24 protein-coding genes and 1 other RNA gene are annotated in these 24,534 nt (G+C 66.2%); 9 read left to right on the forward strand and 16 right to left on the reverse strand.

Going from position 1 to position 24,534, the window contains the following annotated elements:
* Nucleotides 1-3: 3 nt before the first annotated feature.
* The 4 genes from HHL27_RS00075 to HHL27_RS00090 all read right to left on the reverse strand — a co-directional run bounded on the left by HHL27_RS00075 (nucleotide 4) and on the right by HHL27_RS00090 (nucleotide 2,805).
* Nucleotides 4-552: an NUDIX domain-containing protein gene (locus tag HHL27_RS00075; protein ID WP_169491361.1), complete on the reverse strand. Its 549-nt coding sequence runs from the start codon at nucleotides 550-552 to the stop codon at nucleotides 4-6.
* A gap of 78 nt (nucleotides 553-630) precedes the next feature.
* Nucleotides 631-1,308 carry a TPM domain-containing protein gene (locus HHL27_RS00080; RefSeq protein ID WP_169491362.1) on the reverse strand — a complete coding sequence of 226 codons (678 nt, stop codon included), beginning with the start codon at nucleotides 1,306-1,308 and terminating at the stop codon, nucleotides 631-633.
* Between the two features lies 1 nt (nucleotide 1,309).
* Nucleotides 1,310-2,101 (reverse strand): TPM domain-containing protein, encoded by a 792-nt coding sequence (locus HHL27_RS00085; protein WP_169491363.1) that lies wholly within the window; start codon nucleotides 2,099-2,101, stop codon nucleotides 1,310-1,312.
* A 26-nt stretch (nucleotides 2,102-2,127) separates the two neighbouring features.
* On the reverse strand, nucleotides 2,128-2,805 hold the full coding sequence (locus HHL27_RS00090) for a LemA family protein (RefSeq protein ID WP_169491364.1): 678 nt from the start codon (nucleotides 2,803-2,805) through the stop codon (nucleotides 2,128-2,130).
* Nucleotides 2,806-3,009: 204 nt separating this feature from the next.
* Between HHL27_RS00090 and mscL the strand changes: the two genes are divergently transcribed.
* The gene (mscL, locus tag HHL27_RS00095) at nucleotides 3,010-3,453 is read left to right on the forward strand and encodes a large conductance mechanosensitive channel protein MscL (RefSeq protein WP_169491365.1); all 444 of its coding nucleotides are present in this window, start codon (nucleotides 3,010-3,012) and stop codon (nucleotides 3,451-3,453) included.
* Nucleotides 3,454-3,503: 50 nt separating this feature from the next.
* Nucleotides 3,504-3,870: a transfer-messenger RNA gene (gene ssrA / locus HHL27_RS00100) on the forward strand.
* Between the two features lie 79 nt (nucleotides 3,871-3,949).
* Here ssrA and HHL27_RS00105 read toward each other — a convergent pair.
* The 3 genes from HHL27_RS00105 to HHL27_RS00115 all read right to left on the reverse strand — a co-directional run bounded on the left by HHL27_RS00105 (nucleotide 3,950) and on the right by HHL27_RS00115 (nucleotide 6,653).
* Nucleotides 3,950-4,204: a hypothetical protein gene (locus tag HHL27_RS00105; RefSeq protein ID WP_169491366.1), complete on the reverse strand. Its 255-nt coding sequence runs from the start codon at nucleotides 4,202-4,204 to the stop codon at nucleotides 3,950-3,952.
* 198 nt (nucleotides 4,205-4,402) lie between these two features.
* Complete coding sequence (locus HHL27_RS00110; RefSeq protein WP_169491367.1) at nucleotides 4,403-5,440, reverse strand: arginine N-succinyltransferase; 1,038 nt, start codon at nucleotides 5,438-5,440, stop codon at nucleotides 4,403-4,405.
* A gap of 7 nt (nucleotides 5,441-5,447) precedes the next feature.
* Nucleotides 5,448-6,653: a hydrolase gene (locus HHL27_RS00115; RefSeq protein ID WP_169491368.1), complete on the reverse strand. Its 1,206-nt coding sequence runs from the start codon at nucleotides 6,651-6,653 to the stop codon at nucleotides 5,448-5,450.
* A gap of 188 nt (nucleotides 6,654-6,841) precedes the next feature.
* Here HHL27_RS00115 and HHL27_RS00120 point away from each other — a divergent pair, with 188 nt between their 5' ends.
* Nucleotides 6,842-8,968 carry a malate synthase G gene (locus HHL27_RS00120; RefSeq protein WP_169491369.1) on the forward strand — a complete coding sequence of 709 codons (2,127 nt, stop codon included), beginning with the start codon at nucleotides 6,842-6,844 and terminating at the stop codon, nucleotides 8,966-8,968.
* Between the two features lie 36 nt (nucleotides 8,969-9,004).
* On the opposite strand, the gene rsmA is transcribed toward HHL27_RS00120, so the two are convergent.
* The 4 genes from rsmA to HHL27_RS00140 all read right to left on the reverse strand — a co-directional run bounded on the left by rsmA (nucleotide 9,005) and on the right by HHL27_RS00140 (nucleotide 14,741).
* The gene (rsmA, locus tag HHL27_RS00125; RefSeq protein ID WP_420874021.1) at nucleotides 9,005-9,835 is read right to left on the reverse strand and encodes a 16S rRNA (adenine(1518)-N(6)/adenine(1519)-N(6))-dimethyltransferase RsmA; all 831 of its coding nucleotides are present in this window, start codon (nucleotides 9,833-9,835) and stop codon (nucleotides 9,005-9,007) included.
* A complete protein-coding gene (pdxA, locus tag HHL27_RS00130) occupies nucleotides 9,832-10,848 on the reverse strand; it encodes a 4-hydroxythreonine-4-phosphate dehydrogenase PdxA (protein WP_169491371.1) in 1,017 nt (338 codons plus the stop codon). The genes rsmA and pdxA overlap by 4 nt, the downstream gene beginning before the upstream one ends.
* A gap of 43 nt (nucleotides 10,849-10,891) precedes the next feature.
* Nucleotides 10,892-12,271, reverse strand: a complete 1,380-nt coding sequence (locus HHL27_RS00135; protein ID WP_169491372.1) for a peptidylprolyl isomerase — start codon at nucleotides 12,269-12,271, stop codon at nucleotides 10,892-10,894.
* 181 nt (nucleotides 12,272-12,452) lie between these two features.
* Nucleotides 12,453-14,741: an LPS-assembly protein LptD gene (locus tag HHL27_RS00140; RefSeq protein ID WP_169491373.1), complete on the reverse strand. Its 2,289-nt coding sequence runs from the start codon at nucleotides 14,739-14,741 to the stop codon at nucleotides 12,453-12,455.
* Nucleotides 14,742-14,856: 115 nt separating this feature from the next.
* On the opposite strand from HHL27_RS00140, the gene HHL27_RS00145 reads away from it, so the two are divergent.
* The 5 genes from HHL27_RS00145 to ndk all read left to right on the forward strand — a co-directional run bounded on the left by HHL27_RS00145 (nucleotide 14,857) and on the right by ndk (nucleotide 18,693).
* Complete coding sequence (locus tag HHL27_RS00145; RefSeq protein ID WP_169491374.1) at nucleotides 14,857-16,317, forward strand: leucyl aminopeptidase; 1,461 nt, start codon at nucleotides 14,857-14,859, stop codon at nucleotides 16,315-16,317.
* A gap of 9 nt (nucleotides 16,318-16,326) precedes the next feature.
* Nucleotides 16,327-16,491, forward strand: a complete 165-nt coding sequence (locus HHL27_RS00150) for a DUF2256 domain-containing protein (protein ID WP_169491375.1) — start codon at nucleotides 16,327-16,329, stop codon at nucleotides 16,489-16,491.
* Nucleotides 16,491-17,732, forward strand: a complete 1,242-nt coding sequence (locus HHL27_RS00155) for a M24 family metallopeptidase (protein ID WP_169491376.1) — start codon at nucleotides 16,491-16,493, stop codon at nucleotides 17,730-17,732. The genes HHL27_RS00150 and HHL27_RS00155 overlap by 1 nt, the downstream gene beginning before the upstream one ends.
* Before the next feature lie 4 nt (nucleotides 17,733-17,736).
* Nucleotides 17,737-18,180 (forward strand): DNA polymerase III subunit chi, encoded by a 444-nt coding sequence (locus HHL27_RS00160; RefSeq protein WP_169491377.1) that lies wholly within the window; start codon nucleotides 17,737-17,739, stop codon nucleotides 18,178-18,180.
* 90 nt (nucleotides 18,181-18,270) lie between these two features.
* Entirely contained in the window at nucleotides 18,271-18,693 is a 423-nt protein-coding gene (ndk, locus tag HHL27_RS00165) for a nucleoside-diphosphate kinase (protein ID WP_169491378.1), read from the forward strand.
* 67 nt (nucleotides 18,694-18,760) lie between these two features.
* On the opposite strand, the gene HHL27_RS00170 is transcribed toward ndk, so the two are convergent.
* From HHL27_RS00170 to HHL27_RS00180, 3 genes are read right to left on the reverse strand one after another with little or no spacing between them, the layout of a single operon-like run.
* Nucleotides 18,761-19,435, reverse strand: coding sequence for a TadE/TadG family type IV pilus assembly protein (locus HHL27_RS00170; protein WP_169491379.1), 675 nt, complete (start codon nucleotides 19,433-19,435; stop codon nucleotides 18,761-18,763).
* Complete coding sequence (locus HHL27_RS00175) at nucleotides 19,432-20,022, reverse strand: TadE/TadG family type IV pilus assembly protein (protein ID WP_169491380.1); 591 nt, start codon at nucleotides 20,020-20,022, stop codon at nucleotides 19,432-19,434. The genes HHL27_RS00170 and HHL27_RS00175 overlap by 4 nt, the downstream gene beginning before the upstream one ends.
* Nucleotides 20,019-21,938 (reverse strand): TadE/TadG family type IV pilus assembly protein, encoded by a 1,920-nt coding sequence (locus HHL27_RS00180; protein WP_240959204.1) that lies wholly within the window; start codon nucleotides 21,936-21,938, stop codon nucleotides 20,019-20,021. Before HHL27_RS00180 ends, HHL27_RS00175 begins: the two co-directional genes overlap by 4 nt.
* A 255-nt stretch (nucleotides 21,939-22,193) precedes the next feature.
* Here HHL27_RS00180 and HHL27_RS00185 point away from each other — a divergent pair, with 255 nt between their 5' ends.
* Nucleotides 22,194-22,436 carry a hypothetical protein gene (locus HHL27_RS00185; RefSeq protein WP_169491381.1) on the forward strand — a complete coding sequence of 81 codons (243 nt, stop codon included), beginning with the start codon at nucleotides 22,194-22,196 and terminating at the stop codon, nucleotides 22,434-22,436.
* Nucleotides 22,437-22,440: 4 nt separating this feature from the next.
* On the opposite strand, the gene purN is transcribed toward HHL27_RS00185, so the two are convergent.
* Nucleotides 22,441-23,394, reverse strand: a complete 954-nt coding sequence (gene purN / locus HHL27_RS00190) for a phosphoribosylglycinamide formyltransferase (protein ID WP_169491382.1) — start codon at nucleotides 23,392-23,394, stop codon at nucleotides 22,441-22,443.
* On the reverse strand, nucleotides 23,387-24,493 hold the full coding sequence (gene purM, locus HHL27_RS00195; RefSeq protein ID WP_169491383.1) for a phosphoribosylformylglycinamidine cyclo-ligase: 1,107 nt from the start codon (nucleotides 24,491-24,493) through the stop codon (nucleotides 23,387-23,389). The genes purN and purM overlap by 8 nt, the downstream gene beginning before the upstream one ends.
* Nucleotides 24,494-24,534 lie beyond the last annotated feature (41 nt).

Raw genomic sequence — 24,534 nt, forward strand, 5'->3', positions numbered from 1 at the left:
TTCTTATCGCAGTTCGGGCATGCGGGCGCCGATCAGCATCAGCATGCGCACGTCGATGCCGTAGCCCGCGGCGCGCTTTTCGGCGATGAAGGCATCGAACCCGTCCAGCGGCACGCGGTGGACGGTGATGCCCTCGCCTTCGGTGCCGCCCCCTTCGCCGACCTTCACCAGATCGTGCGCGCGGAACATCGTGAAGGCTTCGGTGACCATGCCGGGCGAGGAGAAGAATTCGCCGATCTCCTCCATGCGGCCGGCGCGATAGCCGGTCTCCTCTTCCAGTTCGCGCGCGGCGGCGATGGCGGCATCCTCGCCCTCGCTGCCCTCGATATCGCCGATCAGGCCGGCGGGCATTTCGATCGAGGGGCGGCCGAGCGGCACGCGGAACTGTTCGACAAGGATCACGTGGCCTTCGTCGATGGCGAGGATGACCGCCGCGCGGATGTTGCGGGTGCGGCCGACGTATTCCCAGCGGCCGCGCGTCTTGGTGACGATGAAGCGACCCTCCCAGCGGACTTCTTCGGGAATGTCGCGGAATTCGTCTTCAAGGCTCACGGGCATGGTCCCATCGCTGCGCGGGGTGTGTGGACGCCGTTCGACACAAACGGCAGCGGGGAGTCAACGGCGCGCCTTTCACACCTCGATCAGGCGGTCGGGCAGTTCGTTGATGTCGTCGTCGGCGCGGGGGAAGTGCAGCGCCAGCACCGCGCCGACCTGTTCGACCGCGGCGATCATGCCGTCGGCGACGTGGCCCTGGCGCAAGTGGCCAAGCATGGCGTGCATCGCATCGCCCCAGACTTCGGGCGAAACCTTGGCGGCGATCGCTTCGTCGGCGATGATCTCTGCCCGGTGTTCGGCGAGCGAGAGATAGATCAAGATGCCGGTGCGGCCGGTTGTGCGGCTCTGCGCGCCGACGCGGAAGCAGGTGAGCGCACGGGCGTGGACGCGCGCCGCCTTGACCGGACCGGGCGTGAGCCACAGGCGCAAGGGAAACCACGCCATGAGCGCCAGCATGCCGAGGAACTTGAGCGTGGCGACGGTGAGTGCAAGGCCGAGCACGGCGCGCGGGCTCCAGTCGCTGGCCCACAGGCCGAGCACGCGATCGACCAGCGCGATGTAGAAATCGGGCGCGAGTTCGAGCGCGGCCAGCGCAAGCAGCGCGACAAACGCGCTCCAGCCCAGGGCCACGTCGCGATAGATGTCCGAGCGCGGGGTAATGATCGTGACGATCTCGCCCGCGCTGGACAGTTCGGCATGGGTCACCGCCGCGGCGACGCGGGCGCGATCGGTGTCGGTTAGAGGATGCGTCATGTCACCAGCTCCCCGACGATCCGCCGCCGCCGAAGCTGCCGCCACCGCCCGAAAAGCCACCACCGCCGCCCCAGCCGCCACCGCCGCCGCCGCCCCAATCGGAGCCACCACCCCAGCCGCCGGTGGGGAAGATCATCACGCCGGGGCTGCGACCATAGCGGCGCCCGCCGCCGCGCATCGCGCGCAGGAAGGGCAGGACGAAGAAGAAAAAGAAGATCACCAGGAACACCACCGTGCCGAAATCGAACTTCGGTTCGCTGGCCTTCTTCTGTTGCTGCGCGGCGCTGGCGGCGACCTTGCGCGCCTCGTCATCGGGCAGCCTGAGCTGGGCGATCAGCTGGTCGGTGGCGGCGTTGATCCCGCCGGCGTAGTCGTTCTGCTTGAAGCGGGGCACGATCTCGCGCTGGATGATCACGCTGGATAGCGCATCGGTGATGATGCCTTCGAGGCCATAGCCGACCTCAATCCGCACCTTGCGTTCGTTGGGCGCAACGATCAGCAGCGCGCCGTCGTTGCGCCCCTTGTCGCCGATGCCCCACGCGCGCCCCAGCCGATAGCCGTAGTCCTCGATCTCGTAGCCCTGAAGGCTGGGCAGCGTGACCACGACGAGCTGGCGCTGCGACTGCTGTTCGAGCGCGGCGAGCTTGGCATCGAGCGCCGCGACCTGATCGGGCTGGAGCAGGTGCGCGTCGTCGACCACCCGGCCGGTGAGCTTGGGGAAGGTCTGCGCCAAGGCCGGGCTGGCGACGAGCGCCAGCGCGGCCATGAGCACGACAAGCAGGCGCTTGAGCATCGCCGGGGCGCTCCCCGCGCGCCCGCTTACTGGCCCGCCGCCTGGCTCGCGGGGGCGGCGGCGTTATCGTTGGCCGGGGCTGCGGCGGGCGCGGCCGGGCTGTCGAAGCTGACCGTGGGGGCGGTGTCGGCACCCGGCGTCGTGGCCTGGAACGGCACCATCGGCTTGGCACCGTAGATCACCTTGGCGCCGATCACGGCGGGGAAGGTGCGGATGGTGGTGTTGTAGGCCTGAACCGCTTCGTTGTAATCGCGGCGGGCGACGGCGATGCGGTTCTCGGTCCCTTCGAGCTGGCTTTGCAGCGCGAGGAAGTTCTGGTTCGACTTGAGGTCGGGATAGGCTTCGACCGAGGCGAGCAGGCGCCCGAGGCCGGCCGAAAGCTGGCCCTGCGCCGCCTGATACTGCGCCATCTTGGCCGGATCGGTGACGTCGGCGGCGGAAATCTGCACGCTGGTCGCCTTGGCGCGGGCTTCGGTCACCTTGGTCAGGGTGTCCTGTTCCTGCTTGGCGTAGCCCTTCACCGTGGCGACGAGGTTAGGGATCAGGTCGGCGCGGCGCTGGTACTGGTTCTGCACGTCGGCCCACTTGGCCTTCGCGTTTTCCTCGGCGGTGGGGATCGAGTTGACCCCGCAGGCCGAAAGACCGGCAGCCGCAGCAGCGACGAAAGCAAAACGGGTGAGGCGGGACAGGAAGGAAGCGGCCATGGCTTTGAAATGTCCTCTCGTTCGCCGGCGAAACCGGCATCGTTGCGGCAATGTAGCGTGGTGGGGGTTGCGTTCAAGGGACGACACGAAACGTCATGCAGTCGCAAGGCGAGGTCCGATCTGCATCCTGATCCCGCTTGTCGCCCAGCCGGGCTGATGGCAAGCACCGGCAGGGGACGCAACGAGGAAGGGGAGCGACCGATCATGAGCATGATGCAGGAATTCAAGACGTTCATCGCACGCGGCAACGTGCTCGACCTGGCGGTCGGTGTGATCATCGGCGGCGCGTTCGGCAAGATCGTCACCTCGCTGACCGAAAGCGTGATCATGCCGGTGGTGGGCTTCGTGACCGGAGGCGTGGATTTCACGCGCTTCTTCGTGCGGCTGGGGCCGATCCCGGCGACGTTCAAGGGCGATCCGACCAACTATGCCGAGCTGAAGGCCGCGGGGGTGCCGATGATCGGCTATGGCGATTTCATCACCCAGGGCGTCAACTTCCTGATCGTGGCCTTCATCATTTTCCTGATCGTCAAGGCGGCCAACCGCCTGCTCGAAAAGCCCAAGGACGAGGCGCCCACCGCGCCCGCCGGTCCGACCGAGGTCGAACTGCTGGCCGAAATCCGCGATGCACTGAAGGCCCGGGGCTGATCGGCGAGTCGACCGATCCGGCAATAGAAGGGAAGGGGCGGCCAAGACCGCCCCTTTTCATTTGAGCGCGCCGCCCTATATGGGTCCCTGCCGGTTTCGACCGGCTATGGTGATAAACTGCGGCGTGCAATAGGCACAGCGGACCCGGGGGCGGTACCCGGCGGCTCCACCATCACCACCGGCTGAGACAGGCCGGGCCTTGTTGTCGCAAGGGTGTTGATGGGGCCGAACTAGGATCGACGTGTGTTGAAAAGCGCTGTTTTTGCCCGGGCTGAGTAACCCGTTCAAGGCTCAAAACTCACAAGTGCCAACGACAACGAAGCACTTGCTCTCGCGGCGTAATCTGACGGCCTAACGGCCTGATCTTACAAAGTTAGAGCACGGTTCGGACCGAACCGGGTAACAGAATCGGAAACCGGGGGCTGGGGGCGAGCCTAGCAACAGAATCGCCCTACTCACCCAAATCGATGGATTGCCCGTGCGCGGCGGGAAGGGCTCAGCCGCCGGCAGCGGCGGGTGCTGCAGAGCCGTTGCGCTGCGCGTGTTCGTAGCGCAGCGCATCGAGGATCTTGGCGCCGGCCATGAACACCGCGCCGGTGCAGGCCAGGAACAGCAGCTTGCCGCCAAAGCCCGGGTACTGGGTGAGGTAGACATGGCCCCGCTCGACCGCGCCGAGCGCGAGGGCATAGATGATTGCAAAGGCCTCGAACCGCGTCTTGATCAGGAACAGGCGTGCAATCTTGCCGAGCATTTTTTGTCCTCTTGCTGGCGACTCGATCCGCAACCTTCATGCCAGATGCAGATTTCCGCCCCAAGTGCTGGTTAATACCGTTTTCACTGTAAGGCGGGGCGACAGGTCGTGTTGTCACCAGCCTTTGCGGCCCTGAAACGGATGGCGGGGGAGGGCGTTCCGCTCGGCCGGATCGCCCTGCTCCCGATCCGGGACGCCCTATCGGCGCACGTGCCAGACGGTGTCGCCTTCGCCGACGCCAAGGCTGGCGGCCGCGATCGGATCGAGGACGAGGCCTTCGGCGCTTTCACCGATCTCGGCAAAGCAGCAGCGGAAATCGGCCAGGCGCCCTGTGGCGACGAGCGCCTTGGCGGCAGTGCCGCTGCCTTCGGGTGCGCGCACGTGGGCAATGGGAACCGCCTTGGCCGAAGCGATCGATTCGACCCGGTCGGTGCGGGCGGTCATCGTGGGGCCGCCGTCGAAGATATCGACATAGCCTTCGTGGGCGAAGCCTTCCTCTTCCAGCATGCGCATCGCCGCGCGGCCCGATGGGTGCGGCAGGCCGATCGCGCTGCGCGCGGTTTCGGGCAGCATGGCGATGTAGACCGGATGCTTGGGCATCAGGTCGGCGATGAACTGGTGGCCATTGATCGCGTTGAAGTAGTCGGCTTCCTGGAAGTTCATCCCGAAGAAGCGCCCTGCAACGCCGTCCCAGAACGGCGAGCCGCCGCGCTCGTCGATCACGCCGCGCAGTTCGGCGAGGATGCGGTCGGAGAAGCGCTTGCGGTGCATCGCGATGAACAGATAGCGGCTGCGCGCGAGCAGCATGCCAAGGCCGCCGGCGCGTTCGGACGGGTGCAGGAACAGGCCGCCGACTTCGCTCGACCCCTCTAGATCGGTGACGAGATTGAGCATCTCTGCCCGGAAGGTGCGGTTCAGTTCCTTGGAATGCTGCGTCAGCGTGGCGATGCGATAGGAATAGAACGGCCATTGCTGGCCAACGCGGGTGAAGATCTGCGAGGTGCCGCGCACTTCGCCGGTGGCGACGTCTTCCAGAACCAGCACGAACAGTTCGTCGCGTTCCGACTTGGGGTCGCCTTCCTCCAGATTGGCGTAGGCCTGGGCCGAGCGTTCGAGCTTGGCGGTCAATGCCTTGCGATCGGGGGGCAGGTTGGTGAAGCCGCCGCCGGTCAGTTTGGCCATTTCGTAGAGATGCTGCAGGTCTTCGGGCCGCGCGGCGCGGATGCGGTGCGTCATTGTCTTGTCATTCCCCTCCGGAAAGTCGGTGCAGCACGAGCGCCGAAAGCGCCGCGCGTTCGGCCAGCGAGGCCGTGATCAGGTATTCGGCGGGCGAATGGATCGCGCCGCCGCGCACGCCCATCGTATCCACCACCGGCACGCCCAGCGCGGCGATGTTGTTGCCATCGCACACCCCGCCCGCCGCCTGCCAGCGGATCGACTGGCCCAATGCCGCGCCGCATTCGCGCACCAGGCCGAACAGCGCCTCGGCCTTTTCGTCCAGCGGCTTGGGCGGTCGGGTGACGGCGCCATGCAGGTGGATCGAGACTTCGTGCGTGGCTTCGATCCTGGCGATCATGCGGGCGAGGTCGCGGGCGAATTCCTCGGCCAGTTCAGGGGTGCGGGGCCGCACGTTGAAGCGCAGGATGGCGTGGTCGGGCACGACGTTGTTGGCGCTGCCGCCGTCGATGCGCGCGGGGTTGATCGACAGGCCATCGCGGACCGCCTTGCCGAGTTCGAGCGCGAGCGCCGCGGCGGCGAGGATGGCGTTGCGGCCGTCCTGCGGGTTGCGCCCGGCATGCGCGCTGCGGCCGGTGACGATCGCGCTGTAGTTGCCGCTGCCGGGGCGTGCGCCGGCGAGCGTGCCATCGGGCAGGGCGGAAGGTTCATAGGTCAGCGCGGCGGCCTTGCCTGCAGCCAGCTGCGCAATCAGCGGGGCCGAGGACAGGCTGCCGGTTTCCTCGTCCGAATTGATCATCACGTCATAGCCGACATCACGCGCGGCAGGGCTGTGCTCGAAGGCGGCGAGCGCGGCGAGGATCACCGCGATGCCGCCCTTCATGTCGGCAACGCCGGGGCCACCGAGCACGCCGTCCTCCAGCCAGGTCAGCGTCTGGAACGGATGATCGAGGGGGTAGACGGTGTCCATGTGCCCGGTGAGCAGGTAGCGGCGGCTGGCCTGCGGGCGGACCGAGAGGACGAGGTGGCGGCCATGGTCGAGCGCGAGCCTCGTGCCATCTGCCGCAATGGCTTCGACGGGGGTCGGCTCGATCAGCGTGAGCGTGCCTGGGAGCGCGGCGAAAGCATCGCCCAGCATGGCCGCTTGCGTGGCAAGGCCATCGAGATTGCGGGTGCCGGTGTTGATCGCGCACCAGCGTTCGACTTGCGGCAGCATGGCAGCGGCGTCGATCCGGTCGAGAAGGGCCTGCTCGGCGCGCGAAAGCTGTTTCATCCGCAACCGTCTAGCGCGGGAACCGTTGCGGGTGAACCCCGTGTCGCCAAGGGTGCGGTTGCAACGGAGGCGCGCTTGGTTCATAGGCTGTATCCGTCCTCCCCAGGATCGTCGATTCCGAAATGGCGCGCCATGCGTTGGCGTCTCGCCATGGTTATTGTTCGAAGCGAATGGGAAGTTGGACTGTCATGAACGATCGCGTCACGCTGAGCGGCCTCCAGGTTGATCGCCTGCTTGCGGATTTCGTCGACCATCGCGTGCTTGGGCCGCTGGGGCTCGACTCCGCCGCGTTCTGGGCGGGTTTCGCCGCGCTGTGCGATCGCCTTGTCCCCGTTAACCGCGCGCTTCTGGCAAAGCGGGATCACCTGCAGGAACAGATCGATTCGTGGCACACCGCGCGCGCCGGAAAGCCGCTCGATGCGGCTGAATACCGCGCCTTCCTCGAAGAGATCGGCTACCTCGTGCCCGAGCCCGAGGACTTCCTGATCGGCACGCAGAACGTCGATCCCGAAATCGCCACGATGGCGGGGCCGCAGCTGGTCGTGCCGGTGCTCAACGACCGCTTCGTGCTCAATGCCGCCAATGCGCGCTGGGGCAGCCTGTACGATGCGTTTTACGGCACCGACGCGCTCGATGCGGCGCCCGCGCGGCCGGGCGGCTATGACGAGGTGCGCGGTGCGGCGGTGATCGCGGCAGGCCGCCGCTTCCTCGACGGGGCGATCCCGCTCGCCCAAGGCAGCTGGGCCGACTGGGATGGCGGCGACCTTCCGCCGCTTGCCGATCCTGCGGCGTTCGTCGCGCGTCGTGCTGGCGGGCTGCTGTTCCGACACAACGGCTTGCACATCGAACTGGTGATCGATCGCGATCACAACGTCGGCCGCACCGACAAGGCGGGCATTGCCGATATCGTGCTCGAAGCGGCGCTGACGACCATCGTCGATCTGGAGGATTCGGTCGCGGCAGTGGACGCCGAGGACAAGGTCGCGGCCTATACCAACTGGCTCGGCCTGATGCGCGGCGATCTGGAAGCGAGCTTCCAGAAGGGCGGGCGGACGATGACGCGCACGCTCGATGCCGATCGCACCTGGACCGGCGAAGATGGCGCGCGCCTGACCCTGCCAGGGCGTTCGCTGCTGTTCGTGCGCAATGTCGGTCACCTGATGACCAACCCGGCGATCCTGCTGGCCGATGGTTCGGAAATCCCCGAAGGAATCATGGACGCGGTGATCACCTCGGCGATCGCCATGCACGACCTCAAAGGGCTGGGCCGCTATCGCAACAGCCGGGCGGGCAGCATCTATATCGTCAAGCCCAAGATGCACGGGCCGGAAGAAGCGGCCTTTGCCAATGACCTGTTCGATGCGGTCGAAGACCTGCTGGGGCTGGCGCGTCACACGGTCAAGGTCGGCGTGATGGACGAGGAGCGCCGTACCAGCGCCAACCTCGCCGCCTGCATCGCGGCGGTGAAGGACCGCATCGTGTTCATCAACACGGGCTTCCTCGACCGCACGGGCGACGAGATCCACACCTCGATGCGCGCAGGGGCGATGATCCGCAAGGGCGCGATCAAGGGCTCGGGCTGGATTGCCGCCTATGAGAAGCGCAACGTTTCGATCGGGCTCGCGCACGGCCTCTCGGGCAAGGCGCAGATCGGCAAGGGCATGTGGGCCGCGCCCGACATGATGCGCGACATGATGGAGCAGAAGATCGGGCATCCCAAGACCGGTGCAAACACCGCCTGGGTGCCTTCGCCGACGGCGGCGACGCTCCATGCGACGCACTACCACCAGGTCGACGTGTTCGGCCTGCGCGGGGACATCGCGCAGGAGCCGACGCCGGGGCTCGATGCGCTGCTGGCGATTCCGCTGGCCGAAGGAACCAACTGGTCGGAAGCGGAAGTCGCCGAGGAGCTGGACAACAACGCGCAAGGGTTGCTGGGCTACGTCGTGCGCTGGATCGACCAGGGCGTCGGCTGCTCCAAGGTGCCCGACATCAACGACGTGGGCCTGATGGAGGACCGCGCGACGCTGCGCATTTCGAGCCAGCACATCGCCAACTGGCTGCTGCATGGCGTGGCCAGCGAAGGCCAGGTGATGGACAGCCTAAAGCGCATGGCGGCCAAGGTCGATGCGCAGAACGAGGGCGATGCGCTGTACGAGCCGATGGCCGGCAACTGGGACAGCAGCTTTGCCTTCCGCGCGGCCTGCGATCTGGTGTTCAAGGGCGTGGAGCAGCCCAACGGCTATACCGAGCCGCTGCTGCACGCCTGGCGCCTGAAGAAGAAGGCGGCGGCGAAGGTGGCCGAACCGGCGTGAGTTAAGGCGGGGGCAGACTGCGGCTTGCCCCCCGGCTTACTTCGTCAGCACCCTTGCGATGGCGACGAATTCGTCGACGTCGAGCGTTTCGGCGCGGCGTTGCGGGTCGATGGCCAGCGTCTCGAGCGCTTCGAGCGCGCCCGGCAGTCCCTTGAGCGATTGGCGCAGCATCTTGCGGCGCTGGCCGAAGGCGGCTTCCGTCACGCGTTCGAGCATGCGCGCCGAGACGCCTTCGGGCATCGCGGCGGGTTCGACGTGGATGATCGCCGACATCACCTTGGGCGGCGGGGTGAAGGCGCTGCGGTGCACTTTCATCGCGATGCGGGGGGTCGCGCGCCACTGCGCCAGGACGGCAAGCCGGCCGTAGGAGTCGGTGCCGGGGCGGGCGATGATCCGTTCGGCCACCTCAAGCTGGAACATCAGCGTCAGCGAGCGCCACTGCGGCGGCCAGTCCTGCCCCGACAGCCAGCCGGTGAACAGCATCGTGCCGACATTGTAGGGAAGGTTCGCCGCGACGTGCCACGGACCGTCGAACAGGGTTGCCGGATCGATCTTGGTGGCATCGCCTTCGATCACGCGCAGCTGGCTCGGGAAGGCTTCGGCGAGTTCGGCAAGCGCGGGCAGGCAGCGCTTGTCCATCTCGATCGCGGTGACGTTGGCGCCGGCGCGCAACAGCGCGCGGGTAAGGCCGCCGGGGCCGGGGCCGACTTCGAGCACGTTCTGCCCGGCGAGCTTGCCCGGCACGGTGGCGATCCGGTCGAGCAGTTGTTCATCGAACAGGAAGTTCTGGCCGAGTGCCTTGGACGCGATCAGGCCGTGGCGGTTGACCACATCGCGCAAGGGCGGAAGGCTGGGAAGATCACTCACGCCCCATGCCTCCGCGCGGCGCATTCGCCGGCCATGCGGATGGCGGCCACGGTCGCGCCGGGGCGTGCCGTGCTGGTGCCGGCGATGGCGAAGGCGGTGCCGTGATCGGGCGAAGTGCGCACGATCGGCAGGCCGAGCGTGACGTTGACGCCTTCGTCGAAATCGAGCGCCTTGATCGGGATCAGCGCCTGATCGTGGTACATGCAGATGGCGACATCGTAGGTTGCGCGCGCTGCTGCATGGAACATCGTATCGGCGGGCAGGGGGCCGCGCGCATCGATGCCGCGCGATTGCAGCGCGGCAACGGCGGGCGCGATGACGGCGGCGTCTTCCGATCCCATGCGTCCGTCCTCGCCAGCGTGCGGATTGAGCCCGGCGACAGCCAGTCTAGGCGCAGGGATGCCGAAATCGCGCACCAGCGCTTCGGCCGCGATAGCGCTGCGGCGCTCGATCCGCTCGGCCGAGAGCAGGCTCGGCACCCTGGACAGCGCCACGTGCACGGTGATGGGCACGACCCGCAATGATGGCCCGGCGAGCATCATCACGGCATCGTCAGCCGCGACGCCGCAGGCCGCGGCGACGAATTCGGTCTGGCCGGGATGATCGAAGCCCACGCGGGCAAGGCGGCTCTTGGCGATCGGGCCGGTGACGAGCGCACCCGCTTTGCCTTCGCGGACGAGCCGGGTCGCTTCGGTGAGCGCGGCCAGTGCAAGCGCGGCACCCTGGTCGTCTGGCACCCCGGGCGTATAGTCCGCATCGCCAAGGTCGAGCACCGGAAGCGCGTTCGGGAAGATCGCGGCGGCTTCGTGCGGGGCGGTGATCGCGCGCACCTTCAGGTGCAGGCCGCGCCGCCGCGCCGCCTTTTCCAGCACGCGCCTGGAACCGACCACGAAGAACGGCGGCAGCGCGGCTGTCCCGCTGAGCGCCCAGGCCGCGCAGGCAAGTTCGGGGCCGACCCCGGCAGGGTCACCGATGCTGAGGGCCAGCGGATGCGGGCTGGACGGCTGGATCATGGTTTCCGCCTAGCCGCGTTCGGCTGGCGCGGAAAGAGCGCGATCAGTCGTATTCGATCACCGCGTCGCGCCGCAGGTCGCGCAGGTAGGTCTGGGCGCGCTTGTTGACGCGTTCGTCCTCCATCTGCGCCTGCAGCTGGTCGAAGTTGGGTCCTGCGGCCTGCTTCGGATCGTCGCGGCCGCACAGCAGCAGCACGCGCACGCCGTCCTCGATCGAACCGAACGGCGCGGTCGCTTCGCCGACCGACAGCTTGAGCAGCATGTCCTGCAGCGCGGGCGGCAGGTCGCGCGCCTTGATCTGGTCGTTGGCGACGATCGTGGCGCCGAGCTTCGAGGCCGCGCCTTCCGCTTCGCCGCAGCCGTGGATTTCCTTGACCGCCGCGGCGAACGTGGCGGCGCGGGCGGTGGCGTCCTTTTCGGCGATCCCCTTGGGGAAGCTGATCGAGATCTGCTTGAGCGCCAGCACGGCATCGCGCGGATCGGCGGTCAGCACCTGACGCTTGTCGATCAGGTAGATGATCGAGAAACCGCCGCTGACCGGAACCGGGCCGGTCAACTGGCCAGCGGCCATCGTGGCAGCGGCCGCAGCGAGTTCGTTGGGCAGCTGGGCCAGCTTGATCCAGCCGAGATCGCCGCCGACCGCCGCGGTCGAGGCTTCGGAATACTGGCGCGCGTAGGCGACGAAACTGCCGCCCTGCTTGAGCTGATCGACGATCTTCTGCGCGTTGGCTTCGACCTGCGCGCGGTTCTGGTCGTTGGCCGAGAGGTAGATTTCGCCGATGCGATATTCCTCGGTGCCCTTGGCCGCGTTGAGGCGGTCCATGACCTCCTTCACTTCTTCATCCGACACGTTGATGAACGGCTGGACGTTGCGGCGCAGCAGGCGCTGCCAGGCGAGTTCGCCCTTGATCTGGCGCTTCAGCGACGCCGACGAAGAACCGATGCCCGCGAGATACTTGTCGAGCGCGGCGACGTCCTTTCCGAAGTTCTGCGAGGCGACGCGGGTATAGGTTTCCATCACCTCGTCATCGGTGATGTCGATGTCGGCGGCCTTGGCTTCCTGGATCTGCAGGGTTTCATCGATCAGGTTGCGCAGCACCTGCAGGCGCAAGCGGTCCATCTCTTCCGGATTCACCTTGCCGCCATTGGCGTTGATGATCAGCGCAAGGCGCTGGTCGATGTCGGTGCCGGTGATGATCTCGCCGTTGACCACCGCCGTGGCGCGACGGACGTTCGGATCGGTCTTGCCGAAGATGCGCGGATTGTCCGGGATGTTGAGCGCACCGCTGGCGTCGGCCGTCTGGGCATGGGCCACGCTCGTGGCGATCGGTGCCGCCACGGTGGCGACAAGGCCGAGCAGGACAACGGACCTGCCGAAACGGCTCGAACCGCTCCGGTGCTCAATGCGGGAACTACGCTTCATGGCAATCGCAACATCCTGTCGAAGGAGCGAAGGGTTCCCCTTGCTCGACCGTTTCGCCCGCAGATCGGCTCCGTCTGCTGAACCCAAGCTGAGTGGAGAGCCCGGATAGACGGCCCGATACCCCGTTTGCAACGACCTGCAAAGCCAAACCGCCGGATAACCGGGCCCGGGGCCCGGCCGTTCATTTCACGCCGAGATTCTTGAACGACAGGCTGATCAGGTAGCTGTTGCCCTTCGTCGCGTCGCCGGTGGTGATGTAGTCGCGCCGCCAGGTGAAGGCGAGGTCGAGGCAGTCGTCGGTATAGGCAACGCCGATCCGGTGGCGCAGGATCTGGAAACCGTCGGACGACTGGGTGGGATCTTCGCTCTTGTCGGTCAGGTTGATGACCGACGATACGAACGCGGACCAGTACTTGGCAAAGGCGACACGGCCGGCAACGCGCAGTTCCTCGCGATCGCGCAAGTCCTCGAAGCTGGTGTCGATGTTGCGGTTGAGCTTGAGGTAGCCGACCTCGACATAGGTGCGGTGGCTGCCGATCGTCGCGTCGAATTCGTTGCGGCGCAGGGCAAAGGTCGACTTGTCGAGACGGAAGCGATGCGTCAGCTGAACGATGTCGCGGAAGCGGATGTCGGTGCGGCCGACGATGTCGGACATGCGGTTCGACAGGCCGGTGCCTTCGGGCAGCAGCGTCCGGTCGTTCGAGAGGCGATAGCTCTGCCCGATCGTGGTCGAGAAGCGCCAGCCCGGACGGGTCAGCTGGTAATCGAAGCCGTAGGTGAAGCGCAGGCCGTCCTCGATCCGGTCGTAGCCGGGAAAGCGGTTGAGCGAGAAGAGGTTCGAGTCCTCAAGATCGGTCGCGCGCGAATCCTCGTTGGGAATCGACAGGTTCTTGACGTGCGGCGTGGCGACGATCTGGAAGCGCGGCGTGATGACCTGCGTACCGCCGAAGGCGGCGCCGATCAGCGGCCACTTCACGTGGACCGCGGCCGTCCCGATGGCGCGCGCCTGCCAGCCGGGCGTGCCGCGATAGATGATCGTCGAGGTCAGATCGTTCTGCGCGCTGTGGTAGACATCGCCCCGGCCGAGCACGGTGAACGTCACTTCCTGGCCAAGCCCGGTGATCGTGCGCAGGTCCCACTGCGCGCGGGCGAAGGCGCGCTGCGTGTCCTGGCCCTGCGTGCGAGTGATGGCGAGCGAGTTCACCTCGAACTCGAACTTGCCGAGGGGCGCCTGGACGCGGCGGCGGTATTCGAGGCTCGGCAGCGCGATCGGCATCTGGCCTTGCGTATCGCCGAGGCGCAAGGTCTGGATCGCCCAGCCGGCGAGGCTGAAATAACTGTCGTTGTCGATCCGTTCGAGGTTGATCGACGAACGCAGTCGGTCATCGCGGCTGATGTCGTAGCGGCGCAGGAAGGTACGGTCGCTGGCGTAGCGGCCGTAGGCGGTAAGGCTCCAGGTCGGCGAGAACTGGAGGCGCCCGTTCGCTTCGATGTAGCCACGGAACTGCTGGTTGCCGGGCACAGGCGCGGTCGTCGCGTTCGTCGGGATGACCGCGCTTCGCGTCAGGTAGCCGGTCACCTGGAAGGCGCCGATGTCGGTAAGCTGGCGGTAGCGGGCCGAGACCATCGGCAGCGCGCCGGTGTAGACGTAGCCGGTGAGCGCCAGGTCCTTGTTATCGGCGATGCGCCAGTACCAGGTATCCGACAGTTCCACCCCGTTGGTGGCGCCAAGCCGCAGGTCGGGGATGAGCAGGCCGGTTTCGGCGCGGAAATCGCTGGTGTGGCCAAGACCGGGGAGGGGCAGCAGCGACACGCCGAACATGCGCAGCTTCGCACCCTTGTACTTCACGCGCTTGTCAGCGGCGTCGAAGTAGACCTGGACGGCGGTGATTTCCCAGCTCGGCTTCTTGGGGCAGCCATCGTCGTCCTCTACCGCGCAGCCGGAGAAGGCCGCGTCGTGCAGGGTGATGTTGCCCTTTTCGTCGCGCTCGCCGCTGCGGGCGGCAAGGCGCCCGCCTTCGCGCAGCACCAGAAGCATATCCTCGATCGCGCCGGCCTTCAGCTCCTCGGTCAGTTCGACCTTGTCGGTATAGAGGACGTTGCCGTCCTGATCGACGAAGCGGATGTTGCCGTTGGCTTCGATCTTGCCGGTCTTGCGGTCCCAGGTGACGACATTGGCGCGCACCGTCTGGTCCTCGCGCCGCAGCACGACGCTGCCGGTGGCGATCACCTGATCCGAATCGTTGTTGTACTGGACCTTGTCGGCCTCGAAGCGGACCTGCTCTTCCTGCTGTTGGGCAGGCGCGCTGGCGGATGCGGCCGGGGCGGCGGCATCTTGCGCGCTTGCCCCACCGGGCAGGGCGAACAGGCCGGCGGCAAACAGCGCGTGGAGAGAAGTGCTTGCGGCCAAGCGGCGCGTGCGCAAGCGTCGGGAAAAGGCTTGCGGCAGCGGCCGCGCGGCGGGTTGCATGCGCTTGCCTATCGCATCGGCGAGCCCTAACTGCAAACCAACATTTGCGCTTCCTGCCGTGTGTTGCCTTCGTGCCGCGCCCGGGAGCGCCCGATCCGACAGGAGCTTTCAGACGATGATCGTAGAATTCGGCAAGACCGGCGCAGAACGCCCCCGCCTCGTCGCCCGTCTGGTGGCCGACGGCGCGCTTCCCGCCGATCTCGACGCCGTGACCCGTGGCGCGGCCGAGGCGCAGCGCTTTTCCGGGAAGACCGGCCAGGTTTTCGAGTACTTCGCCGCGGGCGCTGGCGACGCCATCGCGCGCCATGCGCTGGTGGGCATTGGCGATGCATCGGCCGCTGGCCGGATTGCGGCGCTGGAGAAGGCCGGCGGTGCGCTGACCGCCAAGTACCTGACCTCTGGCGAAGCGGCGGTTGCGATCGACTTTGGCGGTAGCGGTCTTTCGGCGGACGAAGCGGCCGCCGTGCTGCTGGGCGCTCGGCTGCGCGGCTGGCGCCACGATGTCTATCGCACGAAACTGAAAGACGAACAGAAGGCGAGCCTGGGCACGATCGTTGCGATCAATGCCCCGGACGGAACCGATGCTGCCTGGGAGATCGAAAGCGCGATCGCCGAAGGCGTCGAGTTCACCCGCGAACTGGTGACCGAGCCCGCCAACGTGATCTACCCCGAAAGCTTCGTCGAGCGCTGCCGCGCCCGGCTTGAAGGCACGGGGATCGAGATCCTGGTGCTGGACAAGGCGCAGATGACCGCGCTCGGCATGGGCGCGCTGCTGGGCGTGGCGCAGGGTTCGGTGCGCGAGCCGCGCCTGCTGGCGATGCGCTGGAAGGGCAAGGCGGGCGCCCGTCCCACCGCGTTCGTCGGCAAGGGCGTGACCTTCGACACTGGCGGCATCTCGATCAAGCCCGCCGCGGGCATGGAAGACATGAAGTGGGACATGGGCGGCGCCGGCGCGGTTGCGGGCACCATGCTCGCGCTCGCCAAGCGCAAGGCGCAGGCCGACGTGATCGGCGTGTGCGGGCTGGTGGAGAACATGCCCGACGGCAATGCGCAGCGCCCAGGTGACGTGGTCACATCGATGTCGGGCCAGACGGTAGAGGTCATCAACACCGACGCCGAAGGGCGCCTGGTGCTGTGCGATGCGCTGACCTGGGTGCAGAAGGAATACAGCCCGGCGACGATCGTCGACCTTGCCACGCTGACCGGCGCGATGATCATTTCGCTCGGCCATGAACACGCCGGCATGTTCAGCAACGACGACCTGCTTGCCAGCCAGCTTGACGCCGCGGGCAAGGCGAGCGGCGACAGCCTGTGGCGCTTCCCGCTCGGGGCGGCGTACGACAAGCTGATCGACAGCCCGATCGCGGACATGAAGAACGTCGGCCCGCGTTATGGTGGCTCGATCACTGCGGCGCAGTTCCTGCAGCGCTACATCGACAAGGGCGTCGCGTGGGCGCACCTCGACATCGCCGGCACCGTCTGGGTCGACAAGGCCGGGGCGACGCACGACAAGGGCGCGACCGGCTTCGGCGTGCGCCTGCTCGATCGCTACGTCCGCAACGTGCTGGAGGCATAAGCGCGGCACATGCCCAAGATGCGGCGCAAGTCGGACCTGCCGACCAAGACCTGCGCCGCATGCGGCCTGCCGTTCACGTGGCGCAAGAAGTGGGAACGGGACTGGGAAAACGTGAAGTTCTGCTCTGACCGTTGTCGCGGCAATCGCAGCGCCGCAACGCCGCAGGCGTCGTGATGGCCGGCTGGTCGCGACGCGCGATGCTGGCGGGCGGCGCGGTGACCTTCGCTGCGTCGGCGCTCCGTGCGGCGCCGGGGCCAGCGGTCCTTTCCGGCGCGCGGCCGGGTGCCAAGGCTCGGCCGATCAGCCGCGAGGAGCGCCTTGTCCGCATCGCCAAGGTGCAGGATCTGATGCAGCGCGCCGGCGTGGCGGCGTTGCTGGTCGAAAGCGGCAGCAGCCTCGTCTATTTCACCGGTGTCCGCTGGTGGCGTTCCGAGCGGGTGACCGCCGCGGTGATCCCGGCGAAGGGACAGCCGGTGATCGTGACGCCGTTCTTCGAGGCGCCATCGGTGCGCGAGACGCTGGCCGTCCCCGCCGACATTCTCACCTGGAACGAGGACGAGAGCCCGTTCGCGCTGATCGCCAGCACGCTGCGGGGCGGCGGCAATGCCGGGCCCATCGCGGTGGAGCAGACCACGCGCGAATTCATCGTCGACGGCCTGCAGCGCGAGGGCACGTTCAAGGTGGTGTCCGGTGCGGCGCTGGTCGATGCGTGCCGGCGGTTCAAGTCTCCGGCCGAGATCGAACTGATGCAGATCGCCAACGACATCACGCTGGCGGCGCTGCGCGAGGTTCACGCGGGCGTGCGGCAGGGCATGACGGCCAAGGACATCTCCGCGATGATGGAGGCGGCGACGGCCCGGCTCGGCGGGGCGAGCGAATTCGCGATGGTGCTGCTCAACGAAGCCAGCGCCTATCCGCACGGTTCGCGCACGCCAGAGGTGGTGCGCGAAGGGTCGGTCATCCTGATGGACTGCGGCTGCACGGTCGAGGATTACCAGTCCGATATCTCGCGCACGTGGGTGTTCGGAGAGCCGAGCGCAAGGCAGCGCAAGGTGTGGCAGACGGTACGGCGCGGGCAGGACGTGGTGTTCGAAGCGGCCCGCCCGGGCGTGCCGGTCGCCGCGCTCGATGCGGCGGTCCGCCGGTCCTACGAGAAGGAGGGCTGGGGTCCTGCGTTTGCGCTGCCCGGCCTGTCGCACCGCGCCGGGCACGGCATCGGCATGGATGGGCACGAATCGCCCTATCTTGTCGGAAACGACCAGACCGCGCTTGAGCCCGGCATGTGCTTTTCCAATGAGCCGGGGCTTTATATCCCGGGCGCGTTCGGCGTGCGGCTCGAAGACTGCTGGGTGATGACTGCGGCAGGGCCAAAGGCGTTCACGCCACTCGCCCGTTCGCTCGAATACCCGATCTGAGCCGATGCGCGTCGACTTCTACCAGCTGACCCGCGATCCGGCCGAGCTGGTCGTGCCGCTGATTGCGCGGGCGACGCTCGGCGCCGGCGCGCGTCTGCTGGTGGTGTCGTCGGACGAAGCGCAGCTGACGCGGATAGACGAGGCGTTGTGGACGCGCCTTCCCGAAACCTTCCTCGCGCACGGCCGCGCCGGGGGTGCGCACGATGCGCGACAGCCTATCCTGCTCTCAGACGCGCCCGAGCCGGCGAATGCGGCGACGTATCTCGCCTGCGCTGACGGGCAGTTTCGCGAAATGCACGGGATGGAGCGGGCGTTCCTGCTGTTCCCGCCCGAGCAGGTCGACGATGCCCGTGCGACCTGGAAGGCGCTGCGCGCGCGCGAAGGGGCAGACTTGCGGTACTGGCGGCAGGGCGAGCGTGGCTGGGAAGAGGTCAAGCCGGGGCGTTGACGTGCACGGGCACGCTGCCTTGCGGCGCAGCACAAACCCGGCTAGGGGCGCGCGCAACCAGAAAACCCCACAATTCGCAAGGAACGTCCCATGGCGGTTACCCGCACCTTCTCGATCATCAAGCCCGACGCGACCCGTCGCAACCTGACCGGCGGCGTCACCAAGATGCTCGAGGAAGCCGGCCTGCGCGTCGTCGCGTCGAAGCGCATCCACATGAGCCGCGAGCAGGCCGAAGGCTTCTATGCGGTCCACAAGGAACGCCCGTTCTTCAACGATCTCGTCGAGTTCATGATCTCGGGCCCGGTCGTGGTCCAGGTGCTCGAAGGCGAAGACGCGGTAAAGCGCAACCGTGACGTGATGGGCGCGACCAACCCGGCCAACGCCGACGAAGGCACCATCCGCAAGACCTACGCCGAATCGATCGAGGCGAACTCGGTCCACGGTTCGGACTCGGAAGAGAACGCGGCGACCGAAATCGCCTTCTTCTTCAAGCCGGAAGAAATCGTCGGCTGATCAGACCGTCCCATTCGGAACAACGCAAGGGCCACCGGGACATCGCGTCCCGGTGGCCCTTCGCGTTTCAGGTGCACTTCGACGTGCCGCCTGTGCCGGTGAGGCCTGCTGAGAGATTGCGCTGGTCGCGAATGATGAAGGCCGCCTGCTGGCGGATCGTGAAGGGCGAAAAAAAGAAGCTGCCGAACAGGCCCGTGTACTGGTAATAGACCTCGGCAATCATCACGGCGCTGCCGGTGTCGGCGGTCAGCGTGGCCTGGCCCATGTTGACGCCCGTGATGGTCGCACCGTTGAGCCCGTTCTGGGTGCTGTCGTTGCCATAGGCGGACGTCTTGACCAGGCTGCCGTAGCAGCGCTGCCAGTGGATGTACTGCTTTCCGGTCGAAGTATCCTTCTCAAGGCTGGTCAGGATGACGCGGCCATTGGTCGACAGGCTGATCGACTTCCCCGCTTCGCCCGCACCCTTCATCACCGAATCGACGTCCGTTTCGGCGATGGTCGGCGTAACCGAGCTGTTGTCTGCCTGCCCCAGACGGGACGCATTGTCGCCGACCGCGAGCGCGATTTCGCTCAGCTGCATGTCGATCGCCGTGAGGTTGGCAACCTCGGTGGCGAACATGCCGAACGAGATCAGCACGGGAAGGGCAATCGCAAATTCGATCAGCGCAATCCCGCTGCGGTTTGCGGCGAGGCGGCGCACCAGACGGCGCGCGCGCGGTGGCAAGGCGGAGCGCGTCATCATGCGCATGTCCCGCTCGACGAACCATACTTCGTTTGCGTTGCGAAAGGCTGGTTCTTGCGCACGGTCTTGGACACGAGCGTCTGCGTTCCGGTGAAGCCCGGCACGAAGGGCAACTTGATCAGCGGGTCGTACTTGACGGTCGTCGTGTAGATAACGACGTCGTAGGCGCCACCGTTGCCCGACTGGCCGATATTGGCATCCCAACGGCCATTGCGGTTCTCGTCGATGTAGGTCTCGCCCCCTGAGCATGTGCCGTCGCTGTTCGTGTCGTTCCATTTTTCGGGACGCGCGATGTCGGCAAAGTCATAGTAGTTGGTGCGGGTCGATGTGACCTGCGCGCCCGGCAGGATGTTCTTGACCGTGGCCGCAACCATGGCGTCGGATGCCGTGGTATCGGCCGTTTCGAGCGATGAATCGCGCGCCGCGGCTTCGACCGCGCCTTCGAGCAGGACCTTGCCGTACACCAGCTGGCCAAGGTCGATCAGGCTGAAGATCATCAGCATGAAGACGGGCGCAATGATCCCAAACTCGAGGATGTAGGCGCCTTCGGTATCGGCGAGCAGGCGCTGGAGCGTGCGGGCGGTCATTGGTAGATCCTGAGCTCGCCGACCTGCTTGGCGATATCCTGGAACGCGGCGTTGAGCTGGGTGGAATTGGCCGCGGTGTAGGCGCTCTGGTCGGATGCGCAGTAGCTCATGTCCGTGGTCAGCGATGTGCCGAAGGCGATCATCCAGACGCGGATGCCCTTGGCCTTGACCGCATCGCACAGGGCGCGGAAGCGCTGGATGTGGCGGGCATCGCTTTGCGACTTCGAGCCATCCGACGTCACGCGCCGGTCGTGCCATTCGATGCCCCAGGCGCTGTCGAGCGAGTTGCCGGTGTCGGTGATGCCGTCGGTCATGAAGATGATATGGCGCGAGACCTTGCCGCCGTTGTTGGGTGGATCGTTGACGATGTCGGCAAAGATGCCGTCGGGCGAGCTCAGGCGCGCGCCCCAGGCCATGCCGATGTCGTGATAGGTCGCGCCACCGGCGACGAGCGAGTCGGCATAGGCGTTGAAGCTGGTCTGCGTCATCGTGGACAGGTTCTGCGCCTGGTAGGGGCACCCGTAGGCCGCGCTGTCTCCGTAGAACGATGTCGCGTTGGATGTCAGGCTCGAGCCGGTCGAATTGGTGCGGTAATAGGCCACTTCCTTCCACAGCGGAGCCCACTGCGTCGACGGGGTCGAAGGATCGGGTGCCGTGTCGATGTCGAGGTCGGATGCCGTGGGCGTGATGCCGAGCAGCGACGAATAGCTGAACGTTGCGGACGCCGTGGTTGAACGTTCGACAATGCAGCCGTCCCAGGTCGTCGTGATGTTCGTGCCGGCGTCCCCGGTCTGGGTGGTCACCGGCGTGAAGTTCTTGAACTGGCTCGTGTCGTAAGTCACCGCCTTGTAAGTGAACTGGCTGGTGGTGGTGGTGGCAGTATACTTGTTGCGCGTGGAGACAGTGTAATAGATGTAGTAGCTGTTACCGCTCTTGTTGCATGTGTAGGTATTGAGGGTCTGCGGCTGGGTTACCGTATTCGTGCTGAGGTATTGATAGCCGCTGGTGCTGTTGGTCGTGCTCGAAGTCGACGTGCCGGTATCGGTCCAGCTGGTGTACGGAAGCGATGTGATGGCGCTGCTGCACCCGCTCGATGTGTAGGCCGTGTTCGAATACAGCTTCGAGTTCGATGTCGACGCAGTCGAGTAGGTGGTCGTGGGCGATCCGACCGAAGACGACCATTGGCGCGACTGGATGGTACGGCTGTCGGCAAGGTAATCGGGGTTGAGGCTCTGGATAAGCCTGCCGACATTCACGGTCTGCGTGTAGGGCACGAAGCCATAGCGCAGGCGCGCATTGGTTCCGGCGCTGGCCGTGGCAAGCGTGGTGTAGAAGCTCTTCATCGCGGCGCGCAGGTCCTGCAGCTTGCTGGTTTGCGTGCCACTTGGGGTGCTGCCGGAGGCCGTCTGCAGCATCGAGCCGGTGGTATCGAGCACCATGACCACATCGGCGTTGCCGACGCCCATCGTGGCCGAGCAGTTCACCGAAACCGAGATGTTGTTCATGCCGAAAATCTGCATGACCTTCATCGGCACTGTCACCGATGCCGTGCCGACGACGGAATTGCCGCTGTCCGGCGACGACGTGGTGAAGGTCGGCGTCTGGGACTGATTGCGGTTGAAGTCGTAGTTGGCGAGGAAATAGCTGCTCGCCTTGTCCTTGGCCGTCTGGTCGTAGCCATTGGTGGTAATTGCGCGGCGACCGGCCAGCGTGCCGGCATCGCAGGCATACTGCAGACGGTTGCGCGCCTTATAGACGCCGCTTGCATCGACCGCACCGCCAGCCATTGCAGCGAGAACGAAGATCGCGGCGACCGAAAGTGGCAGGATCGACCCGGTTGTTTCGAGTGCGAGGCGCATCAGCGCCTGTCGCGTCCAACTGGCCGCGTGCCGGGTCCACGTATAAACCTGTATCATCGAGGCCGACCTTGTTAACCATTGGGTCGCAGCTCAGGCGACGCGAATGGTTGCAACTGACCCCATCGTGGCTAACAAAACCCTAAGTGTTATAAGGATTTAATCATAGGCGCCGTTAACCAACGAAAGTTGTAAAATGTGCGGCTGATCGGCTGGGAAATAGTTGAATTAACGACATTGGATCGTCGCCCGGACGTGTCGCGCTTCCCAGCAACGTTTGCGGCCGCTATCGAGCGGGGCACTTAGGAGAGAGCGATGATTGGTATGGGCGAGGGCGAATGCCCGTTCGAATTCAACTTCGACGCAGCCACATTCAAGGTGGGCGACGTGGTCAGCTATCGGATTGGCGGCGGGAGCCTAGACGGCATGCCTTTCGTGGGTACCCTGCTCGAAGTGCACGACGACCACGTCGTCATATCGGGCGATGCGAACGATCCGCTGGTGCGATATCGCGGCACACGCGAAAGCCGTCCGGTGGTGAGCGAGGATCAGGTCTGAGCGATCAGAACTCCAGCATCGCCGTCAGCTTGCGTGGGGCGATGGCGCTCCAGCTGCGGCGCAACCACTCCGCGATGTCGTCCCAGTCGACATCGCCCAGATCGAGCCGCATTGCGATCCAGTCGCTGCCAAAATAGGCAGGGCTGTAGAAGCGCGCGGGATCGCTTTCGATCAGTTGTTCCTGCTCGTCGGCGCCGCTGACCTTGACCAACAGCGCGACGCGACCGTCGCCGTGGTGGTCGTTCGAAACCCACGCAAACTTCTTGCCCTTGGCAATGCCGAAGCAGGCCATCCCGTGGCTGACGGTTTCTTCCGCCGCGGGCAGGGCAAGGGCGCGCTGGCGAACCTGTTCGGTCAGCCAGACGGGGGACGTCTCTCGTCCCACCAGCTCCGCAAGGCAGCGTGGATAGAGCTGGTATTCGGCAAAGAGCACACGTGCGGCGAGCGCTTCGGTGCTTTCGCCGGGACGGATGGCCACCGGCAGCTGTCCGAGCACAGGACCTTCGTCCAGATCGGCGGTCACCAGATGGACGGTGCAGCCGCCATGCGTATCGCCGGCCGCGATGGCGCGGGCATGGGTGTCGAGGCCGGTATATTTGGGCAGCAGCGAGGGATGGATATTGAGCATCCGCCCCTCCCAGCGCGCCACGAAACCTTCCGACAGGATGCGCATGTAGCCCGCAAGCGCGATGAACCGCGCGCCGTGTTCGACCACGGCGGCCTCCATCGCAGCATCGTGCGCGTCGCGGCTCATCCCCTTGTGTGGCAGTGCAAACGTCGGAATGCCTTCGGCAGCGGCCAGTGCAAGCCCCGCTGCTTCCGGCCGGTTAGAGGCGACGAGTACGATTTCGTATGGGGAGCCGGGCAGGCGGCTGGCGTAGAGCAGCGCGGCCATGTTGGTGCCGCTGCCCGAAATGAGGACGGCGACCTTGGCCTTCGCTGCCTTGCCTTCAGCCAAAGTGGACAGCTTCCCACGGCTCGCGCGCGGACCACGCCTCGGCGCTGCCGAACACGGTGCAGCCCTTGTCGCCCGCGACGATCTCGCCGATGCGGAACACCGTCTCGCCCGCGTGGCCTAGATCGCGTGCCAGCGCATCGGCTTCATCCGGCGCGACCGCCAGAACCATGCCGATCCCGCAATTGAAGGTCCGCGCCATTTCCTTGGGCTCGATATTGCCCTGCGCCTGCAGGAACGCCATGAGCCGTGGCTGCTCCCACGCGTCCGCATCAATCCGCGCGTGGAGGCCCGCCGGAAGCACCCGGGGCACGTTTTCGAGCAGACCGCCGCCGGTGATGTGGGCCAGTGCGTGGATGCGACCCGAACGGATGAAGGGCAGCAGGCTCTTCACGTAGATCCGGGTGGGTTCGATAAGATGTTCGATAAGCAGCCGTTCGTTGTCGAACAGGGCCGGACGATCCATCTTCCAGCCCTTGTCGGCGGCAAGGCGGCGGACCAGCGAATAGCCGTTCGAGTGGACGCCCGAGGAGGCGAGGCCGAGCAGCACGTCGCCTTCGGCCACACGATCGCCGGTCAACTGTTCGCCGCGCTCCACCGCGCCGACGCAGAACCCGGCGAGGTCATAGTCGCCGTCGGCGTACATTCCCGGCATTTCGGCGGTTTCGCCACCGATCAGGGCACACCCGGCGAGCTTGCAGCCTTCGGCGATCCCGGCGACGACGCGCTCAGCCACGCCGTTGTCGAGGCGGCCGGTGGCGAAGTAATCGAGGAAGAACAGCGGCTCGGCACCCTGCACGATCAGGTCGTTGACGCACATCGCGACCAGATCGATGCCGATGGCGTCATGGCGATCATGGTCGATGGCGAGCTTGACCTTGGTGCCGACGCCGTCGTTTCCGGCCACCAGCAAGGGGTCCTTGTATCCTGCAGCCTTGAGGTCGAAGAAGCCGCCGAAGCCGCCTAGCTCGGCGTCGGCACCGGGACGGGCTGTCGCCTTGGCCAGAGGGCCGATCGCCTTCACCAGCGCGTTGCCGGCGGCGATATTCACGCCTGCCTGTTCGTAGGAATAGGACTGCTGCTTGGGGTCGTCGGATGCCATGGCGCAGCCGCCTAGCGCTTTCCTGCTTGGATTTCCACTTG

Origin of the sequence: Novosphingobium olei (genome assembly GCF_012927405.1) — a bacterium.
GTDB lineage: Bacteria > Pseudomonadota > Alphaproteobacteria > Sphingomonadales > Sphingomonadaceae > Novosphingobium > Novosphingobium olei.